7 protein-coding genes are annotated in these 8,557 nt (G+C 72.7%); 5 read left to right on the top strand and 2 right to left on the bottom strand.

Features of this window, described 5'->3' with window-relative positions:
* The 3 genes from sucB to lipB form a co-directional block, all read left to right on the top strand.
* A partial coding sequence (gene sucB, locus BN39_RS19805; RefSeq protein WP_019204190.1) for a 2-oxoglutarate dehydrogenase, E2 component, dihydrolipoamide succinyltransferase occupies positions 1 to 1,006 on the top strand: 1,006 nt, incomplete at its 5' end.
* Positions 1,007 to 1,009: 3 nt separating this feature from the next.
* A complete protein-coding gene (locus BN39_RS19800) occupies positions 1,010 to 1,924 on the top strand; it encodes a TIGR01777 family oxidoreductase (RefSeq protein ID WP_019204189.1) in 915 nt (304 codons plus the stop codon).
* 10 nt (positions 1,925 to 1,934) lie between these two features.
* Complete coding sequence (gene lipB, locus BN39_RS19795; protein ID WP_019204188.1) at positions 1,935 to 2,639, top strand: lipoyl(octanoyl) transferase LipB; 705 nt, start codon at positions 1,935 to 1,937, stop codon at positions 2,637 to 2,639.
* On the opposite strand, the gene BN39_RS19790 is transcribed toward lipB, so the two are convergent.
* Entirely contained in the window at positions 2,630 to 3,016 is a 387-nt protein-coding gene (locus tag BN39_RS19790) for a helix-turn-helix domain-containing protein (RefSeq protein ID WP_019204187.1), read from the bottom strand. The genes lipB and BN39_RS19790 overlap by 10 nt on opposite strands.
* A gap of 178 nt (positions 3,017 to 3,194) precedes the next feature.
* Here BN39_RS19790 and BN39_RS19785 point away from each other — a divergent pair, with 178 nt between their 5' ends.
* A complete protein-coding gene (locus tag BN39_RS19785; RefSeq protein ID WP_051159083.1) occupies positions 3,195 to 6,245 on the top strand; it encodes an MMPL family transporter in 3,051 nt (1,016 codons plus the stop codon).
* Here the strand turns inward: BN39_RS19785 and BN39_RS19780 are convergent.
* The gene (locus BN39_RS19780) at positions 6,202 to 7,425 is read right to left on the bottom strand and encodes an MFS transporter (protein WP_019204185.1); all 1,224 of its coding nucleotides are present in this window, start codon (positions 7,423 to 7,425) and stop codon (positions 6,202 to 6,204) included. The two genes, BN39_RS19785 and BN39_RS19780, sit on opposite strands and share 44 nt — an antisense overlap.
* A gap of 97 nt (positions 7,426 to 7,522) precedes the next feature.
* Here BN39_RS19780 and lipA point away from each other — a divergent pair, with 97 nt between their 5' ends.
* Entirely contained in the window at positions 7,523 to 8,548 is a 1,026-nt protein-coding gene (gene lipA / locus BN39_RS19775; protein ID WP_040768744.1) for a lipoyl synthase, read from the top strand.
* The last annotated feature ends 9 nt before the right edge of the window (positions 8,549 to 8,557 follow it).

The following is an 8,557-nucleotide window of genomic DNA, read 5'->3' as shown; positions in this document are numbered from 1 at the left end:
GCCCGCGCCGGCCGCCGCGGCACCGGCCGCTCCCGCCGCGGAGTCCTCGGACTCCACTCCGTACGTCACGCCGCTCGTGCGCAAGCTCGCCGCGGAGAACAACGTCGACCTGAACGCGGTGAAGGGCACCGGCGTCGGTGGCCGCATCCGCAAGCAGGACGTGCTGGCCGCGGCCGAGGCCGCCAAGGCTCCGGCCGCCGCCCCCGCCGCGGCGGCACCCGCCGCCGCTCCCGCGGCAGCGGCACCGTCGGCCCCGAAGGGCGTCAACCCCGAACTGGCGGCGCTGCGCGGCACCACCCAGAAGACGAACCGGATCCGGCAGATCACCGCGAAGGTGACCCGCGAGTCCCTGCAGGGCGCCGCCCAGCTGACGCAGGTCTTCGAGGTCGACTTCAGCAAGATCGTCGCGCTGCGCGCGCAGGCCAAGGCCGCGTTCAAGGCGAACGAGGGCGTCAACCTCACGTACCTGCCCTTCATCGCGAAGGCGGTCATCGAGGCGCTCAAGGTGCACCCGAACGTCAACGCGTCGATCAGCGACGACTTCAAGGAGATCACCTACCACGGCGTGGTGAACCTGGGCATCGCCGTCGACACCCCGCAGGGCCTGCTCTCGCCCGTGATCAAGAACGCCGACGACCTCTCGCTGGCCGGCCTGGCCCGCGCGATCGTGGACCTCGCGGACCGGACGCGCAACAGCGGACTCAAGCCCGACGAGCTGTCCGGCGGCACGTTCACCATCACCAACATCGGCAGCGAGGGCGCGCTCTTCGACACCCCGATCCTGGTCCCGCCGCAGGCGGCGATGCTGGGCACCGGCGCGATCGTCAAGCGCCCGGTCGTGGTGAAGGACGCCGCGGGCACCGAGTCGATCGGCATCCACCCGATGGCCTTCCTGCCGCTCACGTACGACCACCGCCTGATCGACGGTGCCGACGCGGGCCGGTTCCTCACCACGGTGAAGCACCGCCTCGAGGAGGGCGCGTTCGAGGCCGACCTCGGCCTGTAGCCCATGCAACGACGGATCGCCCTCGCCGGGTCCTCCGGTCTGGTCGGCACCGCGCTGGCCGCCGCGCTGACCCGGCGGGGCGACACCGTCGTTCCGCTCCTGCGGCCGGAATCCGTGGAGCGGATCGGCGCGATGGCGTGGGACCCCGCGGGGCCCGCGCCGGATCTCACGGGTTTCGACGCGGTGATCGCGCTCAACGGCGCGCCCATCGCGGGGCGCCGCTGGACGGGCGCCGTGAAGCAGGAGCTGCGCGACTCGCGCATCGAGCCGGTGGCCGCCCTCGCGGACGCGGTCGCCGAGTCCGGCGTCCCGGTCCTCCTCAGTGCCAGCGCCGTCGGCGTGTACGGCGACGCGGGCGAGACCGAGTGCGTCGACGGCCCCGGCGGCACCCCGCCCGGTTCGGACTTCCTGGCGAGCCTGTGCACCGAATGGGAGGCGGCCGCGGCCCCGGCGCACGCGGCCGGGGCGACCGTGGCGCAGTTGCGCTTCGGGCACGTCCTCTCGGCGGCCGGGGGTCTCCTGCCCGCGCTGCGCCGGGTGTACCTCCTCGGCCTCGGCGGCCGCCTCGGCAGTGGTCATCAGTGGCTGCCCTGGATCGTGCGCGACGACGCGGTGCGGGCCGTCTGCCACGTGCTCGACGGTGCGCTCGACGGCACCCTGTCAGGCCCGATCAACGTCACCGGGCCGACGCCGGTGCGGCAGCAGGCGTTCAGCGAGGCGCTGGGGCGCGAGCTCAGCCGCCCCGCTCGCTGGGTGGTGCCGCGGTTCGCGCTGCGCGCGGCGCTCGGCGAGATCGCGGACGCGGGCGTCCTCACCTCGCAGCGCGCGGTGCCGCGGGTGCTGCACGACAGCGGATTCCGGTTCGCCCACACCGCGCTTCCGGCGGCTCTCGCCGTGGCGCTCGCCGACGAGGCGTAGCGTCGGATCCATGCCCGCACGTTCCGCCCGCGCCGCCACCGCGCCGATCGTCGTCGAGGACCTCGGCACCGTCGGCTACACCGAGGCGTTCGACCTCCAGCACGACCTCGCGCAGCAGCGCGCCGAGGAGGAGATCGGCGACCGGCTCCTGCTCCTCGAGCACCCGCCCACGTTCACCGCGGGCAAGCGCACGCAGCCGGAGGACCTGCCCACGGACGGCAGCGCCGTGGTGGACGTGGACCGCGGCGGCAAGATCACCTGGCACGGGCCGGGGCAGCTGGTCGGGTATCCGATCGTCAAGCTGGCCTCGCCCGTCGACGTGGTGGACTACGTGCGCCGCATCGAGCAGGCGCTGATCGAGGTGTGCACGGGACTGGGCCTGCGGGTGGGGCGCGTCGAGGGGCGCTCGGGCGTCTGGTTCCCGGCCGACGGTGCGCGGCCCGAACGGAAGGTGGCCGCGATCGGCATCCGCGTGGCGCGCGGCGTGACGCTGCACGGCTTCGCCCTCAACTGCGACAACACCCTCGGCGGGTTCGACGCGATCATCCCGTGCGGCATCCCGGACGCCGGCGTCACGACCCTGAGCTCCGAGCTGGGCCGGGACGTGACGGTGGGCGAGGTCCGCGGCGCCGTGGTCGACGCGGTGCGCCGCGCACTCGACGGGGATCTGCCCGTGGTGGACGAGAACCTGCACGCCGCAGCCGATCAGGCCTGACCGGAGGTCCTGTCCTCCCCCACTGCCCGCGCCCAGGTGTGCGCCCACAGTTCGAGCGGGCCGAGAGCCAGCAGTAGCGCGCGGCCCTGATTCGTGAGCCGGTAGGCACCCTCCGCCGTCTGCGTGACGACCCGCGCGGCCAACAGCTCGGAGAGCCGCTGCGACAGCGTGCTCGACGAGATGCCCTCGATCGTCTTGCGCAGGTCCGAGAACCGCGATTTGCCGAACCGCAGCTCCCACACGATCCGCAGCGCCCACCGCCGCCCGAGCAGGTCGAGGGCGGCCATCATCGGGCGGCCCGTCTCCGATCCGCGGACCGGCCGGCCGGGGAGCGGGTCGCCCGTCTCGGCGTCGTCGTCCAGTGGACTGTGATCCACGTCACTCCCCCTCGCGATTCCGTCGAACGTCACCGTTCGGACCCCTTTCTACAGCACCGCAGGATTGGATAGCGTCCTCTCCGAACCAGCCTAGTTCGAAATTTGGACCATTGCTCGGGTGATCCCGGGGCTTTCCATATCTGTGGGTCCGATATTCGAAGGACCAACGGAAGGCACCATGACGGACCACCAGGCGACGCCCGGTATCGCGACGAGATGGGGACGGTGGTGCGTGCGCCACGCGGCGTGGGTGCTGTTGTTCTGGGTGGCGCTGGCCGGCGTGCTCAACGTCGCAGTGCCCCAGCTCGAGACCACGGTGCACAAGCACTCCGCGCCGTTCATCCCCGGCGACCTCCCCGGCGTCGACGGGCTGCGGGCGATGGCCGAGGAGTTCGGCACCCCGTCGTCCACCGCGCAGGGGAACGTGATCGTCTCCGCCGGCCACGAGATCGGCCCGGCCGAGGAGGACTACTACCGGCGGATCACCACCGCCCTGCAGGCGGACCAGGAGCACGTCGCGTACGTGATCGACACCTTCGGCCGGCCCGCGGCGCGCGAGGTGGGGCTGAGCCCGGACAAGAAGGCGATCAACCTCCTGGTGGCCGAGGTCGGCGACATCGGCTCCACGCGAGCGCAATCCAGCACGGAAGCGATCCGGGAGACGGTCCGCTCCATCCCGGCGCCGCCGGGCGTCACCGCCGAGTTCACCGGCACCGCGCCCACGCTGTCCGACCTGTTCACGGCGATCGACGCCTCTCTGCTGGTGATCACGGCGGTGTCGGTGGTCCTGATCATGGCGCTGCTCCTGGTCACGTACCGGTCGGTGGGCGCGGCCGTGGTGCCGCTGCTCACCATCGGCCTCTCGCTCGCCGTGGCGCGGCCGATCGTCTCCCTGCTCGGCGAACACGAGATCATCCCGGTCTCCAACTTCTCCATCGCGATCATGACGGCGATGGTCCTGGGCGCCGCCACGGACTACGCGATCTTCGCGGTGGCCGGCTTCCACGAGGCCCGGCGGGCGGGCCTGCCGTCCGGGGAGGCCGCGGTCGCCGCGTCGACCCGGGTGGGCCGGATCATCGTGGCGTCGGCGCTCACCATCGCCGTGGCCAGCGGCGCCATGATCTTCTGCAAGGTGGGCATCTTCGTCACCGCCGGCCTGCCGACCACCATCTCGATCATCGTCACCTGCCTCATCGCCCTCACACTCCCTCCGGCGCTGCTGCGCTACCTCGGCGCCCGCGGTTGGGTGGAACCGCGGCCGGGCACGGAGAAGCGCTGGCGCCGCACCGGCGCGAAGGTGATGCGCCGCGCCGTCCCGCTCTCGGCGGCCGCCCTCGTGGTGCTGCTGGCCGCGTCGGCCGTCCTCCCGAGCATGGTGATCGGGTTCGACGAGAACCGGATGCAGCTGCGGGCCACCGATTCCCGCAACGGCTACGAGACGGTGCAGGAACACTGGGGCGTCAACGAGGCCGTGCCCGAGTTCCTGCTCATCCGCTCCGACCACGACATGCGCAACACGCACGACCTCGCGGCGCTCGAATCGATCGCCATCGGGGTGTCGAACCTGCCGCAGGTGGCGTACATCCGGTCCATCACCCGTCCGAACGGCGAGCCCGTACCCGAATCGGCCGTCGGCTATCAGGCCGGGATCGTGGCGGACGGGCTCGGGGACGCCGGCCGGCAGCTCAAGGACGCCTCTCCGCAGCTGAAGGCCCTCGCCTCGGGCGTGGACCAGCTGAACGCGGGGGCCGCGGACGCCTCGCGCCGCGTCCCGGAACTGGTCGCGGGAACGCAGCGGGTCACGGGCCTCGCGTCGGGCGTCCTCGACGCGCTCACCTCCGCGCAGAACGCCCTCGCGACCGCGAGCGGCGGCACCGTCGACGTGGATCGCGCGACGGCCCTGCTCCGGAGCGCCGTCACGACGCTCACCGCGGCGGCGGACGCGGTCCGCACGGCGCAGCGGCAGCAGTCCGCGGCCACGTCGGGCATCACGACGGTGTTCGGGCCCCTCGTGGGGCCGGTCTCCCCCACCTGTTCCGCCGACCCGAACTGCCGCGCCGCGCGCGAGGCCTTCGCGACCCTGGATCGCACGACGGGCGGCGGCGCCTCGTCGGCCGTGCGGGCCGCGACCGCGGCGGCCCCGTTGCCGCCCGGCACCACCGACCGGGCGGCGACCGCCCTGGCGCAGGCGGACGACGCCCTCGCCCGCCTGCAGGGCCTCCTCGCCGGGCTCGGCGGGCTCAGCCCGGCGCAGGTGAAGGCGCAGCTCGCCCAGCTCAACGCCGGCGTCGAGGAGCTCTCCGGCGGGCTGTCGCAGCTCAGCACGGGCCTGGGGCAGGTCAAGTCGGGCACCGACCAGGTCGTGGAGATGACGGGGCGGCTGCAGGACGGCCTCGGCACGGCCACCGACTACCTGACGGGCCTCTCGGCCGGGACCTCCGAGGGCCCCGGGCGGGGCTTCTACCTGCCCGCCCAGGGACTGCAGTCGGACCGGTTCGTCGACGGTGCGCGGGTGCTCATGTCGCCCGACGGACGGTCGGCCCGGATGCTGGTGGTGTGGGGCATCAATCCCTACTCGGACGAGGCCCTCAACACGGCGGCGTCCATCCCCGAGGCCGCCAGGGCGGCGGCGCACGGCACCGTGCTGCAGGACGCGTCGGTCGACGGGTTCGGCCTGGCGTCGATCTCGGCGCAGATGCGCGATCAGGTGCTGCGCGACTTCCTGCTGTTCGGCCTCGTCGCCGTGATCGGCGTGTTCCTCGTGCTGCTGGTGCTGCTGCGCTCGGTCGTCGCGCCGCTGCTGATGGTGGCCACGGTGGTGCTCTCCTTCGGCGCGGCCGCGGGCGCGTCGGTGCTGCTGTGGCAGCACGGTCTGGGCATCCCCGTCGACTGGTCGGTGCTGCCGATCTCGTTCATGGCCCTCGTGGCGGTGGGCGCGGACTACAGCATGCTGTTCGCGGACCGGATCCGGGAGGAGGCCGCCGGGGATTCGACGGTGCGCGGCGTGCTCCGCGCGTTCGGCTCCACGGGCAGCGTGATCACCACGGCCGGACTGGTTTTCGCGATCACCATGTTCGCGCTCATGAGCGGCAGCGTGATCAACCTCCTGCAGATCGGGTCCACGATCGGCATCGGGCTGTTGATCGACATCGCGGTGGTGCGCACCGTGTTCGTCCCGGCCGCGATCACCGCGCTGGGCGATCGGGTGTGGTGGCCGTCGAGGCCCTGACCTCCCCGGCGGGCGCCGCACCGAATCGCACCGAGACGATGCACAGGAGCGCCGCGGCCAGCGCGAAGCCGGTGGCCGCGGCGGCGAACCAGGGGCCGCCCACGGCGATCGCGCCGAGCACCGAGGTGCCCGCCGCGATACCGGCGTTCGTGCAGGCGTTGTTCCAGCCCAGCACGGCTGCGCGGTGGTCGGGGTCCACGGACGAGAGGTACGTCTGCTGCGCGGAGAAGAACGCGCCGCCGCCCGCGCACCACACCGCGATCGCCGCGACGGCGACCGCGGGGACCGTGGCCGTGGTCGCCACCGCCACACCGCCGGCGACGACGAGCGCGGCCCCCGCGGGCACCCAGGCCGGGTGGGCGCCGCGGCGCGCCAGCCGGTCGACGACCACGCCCGTTCCCACCGACCCGATCATCGACCCGATCCCGACGACCAGGCCGACCAGCCCGAGCGCGGTGAGCCCGTAGCCGAACCGTTGCGAGAGAAGGACTCCCACGTAGGTGTAGGCGCCGAGCCGCCCCGCTTGGAGAAGCAGCGAGGACGTGAACGCGAGGGCGATCCGCCGGTCCCGCCACGGCGCGAACAACCCGCCCGGTTCCGCGGCGCCCGCCGAGTGGCCGGCGGACGGCAGGCGTCGCGCCATGACCGCGGCGACCACCAGCATCGGCACGCCGATCAGTAGGTACGGCGCGCGCCACCCCAGCACGGTGGCGAGGAGCGCCCCCATCGGTACGCCCAGCACCTGGCCGCCGGCGTAGGCGGCCGCGCCCAGCGACACCGCGCGCCCCCGTTGCGCCGGGGCGGCGTGTTCGGCGAGGTACGCCCAGATCGACGGTGCGCCCAGGGCCGCGCCGAGCCCCGACACGGCCCGGGCCGCGATGAGGAGGCCGAGCGACGGAGCGGCGTAGCTGAGGACGTCGGCCGCGGCGAAGACGGCCATTCCCGCGGCGATCGCGTAGCGGCGCGGAAGGCGGTCGGAGATCCGCCCGAAGAGCGGTCCGGTGACGGCGTAGCAGAGCACGTAGGCGGTCACGACGTTGCCCGCGGCCCCGGTCGACGATCCGAAGGCGCGGGCGATGTCGGGGAGCAGCGGGGCGACGAGGTTCATCTCGGCGCCCATGAGGAAGAAGACCAGGTAGAGGACGACGAAAGCGCCCCACGGGGTCCTCCCCTGCACCATCGCCGCACCTCCTGTCCGAGTCAGATTAGATGATCGAACAATCGCGGGCGACAGGGCGTGACCCGCGCCACCGGCGGGCCGCCGGACCCGGCGTAGCATGGATCGGGTGAGTACCCCGGAGAACCCCCGCAAGCTACTCCGCCTCGAGGTCCGTAACGCACAGACCCCGATCGAGCGCAAGCCGAACTGGATCCGCACGCGCGCGAAGATGGGCCCCGAATTCACCGAACTCAAGGGCCTGGTCAAGCGTGAAGGTCTGCACACGGTGTGCGAAGAGGCGGGCTGCCCCAACATCTACGAGTGCTGGGAGGACCGCGAGGCCACCTTCCTCATCGGCGGAGAGCAATGCACCCGGCGGTGCGACTTCTGCCAGATCGACACGGGCAAGCCGGCGGAGCTGGACCGGGACGAGCCGCGCCGCGTCGCCGAGTCGGTGCAGGCGATGGGCCTGCGCTACTCGACCATCACGGGCGTGGCCCGCGACGACCTGCCCGACGAGGGCGTGTGGTTGTACGCCGAGACGGTGCGCCAGATCCATGCACTGAACCCGAACACCGGCGTCGAGAACCTCATCCCCGACTTCCACGCCAAGCCCGAGCTGCTGGCCGAGGTGTTCGAGTCCCGCCCGGAGGTGCTCGCGCACAACCTGGAGACGGTGCCCCGCATCTTCAAGCGGATCCGCCCCGCGTTCCGCTACGAGCGCTCGCTCGACGTGATCCGCCAGGCCCGCGACTTCGGCCTGGTCACCAAGTCGAACCTCATCCTCGGCATGGGCGAGACCCCCGAGGAGGTCACCGAGGCGATGCGCGACCTGCACGACGCGGGCTGCGACATCATCACCATCACCCAGTACCTGCGGCCGTCCCCTCGACACCACCCCGTGGAGCGGTGGGTCAAGCCCGAGGAGTTCGTCGAGCACACGACCGCGGCCGAGGAGATGGGCTTCGCCGGCGTCATGGCCGGGCCCCTGGTGCGCTCGTCGTACCGCGCCGGAAAGCTCTACGCCAAGGCGATGGCGCACCACGGCCGGCCCATCCCCGAGGCCATGTCGCACCTCACCGCGGAGGGCGACGCGGCGCAGGAGGCCACGTCGGTTCTGAGCCGTATGGCAGCAGCGAAGTAGCCACTCCGT

It is taken from the genome of Tsukamurella sp. 1534, from assembly GCF_000312385.1.
Taxonomy (GTDB): domain Bacteria; phylum Actinomycetota; class Actinomycetes; order Mycobacteriales; family Mycobacteriaceae; genus Tsukamurella.
Note: the sequence above shows the minus strand (reverse complement) of the source record. Positions and strands in the feature narration are given on the sequence as shown.

Bases quoted from the DNA above. Each gene is read 5' to 3' on its own strand.
- BN39_RS19780 (WP_019204185.1), bottom strand. From the start codon at position 7,425: ATGGTGCAGGGGAGGACCCCGTGGGGCGCTTTCGTCGTCCTCTACCTG.
- BN39_RS19800 (WP_019204189.1), top strand. From the start codon at position 1,010: ATGCAACGACGGATCGCCCTCGCCGGGTCCTCCGGTCTGGTCGGCACC.
- lipB (WP_019204188.1), top strand. From the start codon at position 1,935: ATGCCCGCACGTTCCGCCCGCGCCGCCACCGCGCCGATCGTCGTCGAG.
- lipA (WP_040768744.1), top strand. From the start codon at position 7,523: ATGGATCGGGTGAGTACCCCGGAGAACCCCCGCAAGCTACTCCGCCTC.
- BN39_RS19785 (WP_051159083.1), top strand. From the start codon at position 3,195: ATGACGGACCACCAGGCGACGCCCGGTATCGCGACGAGATGGGGACGG.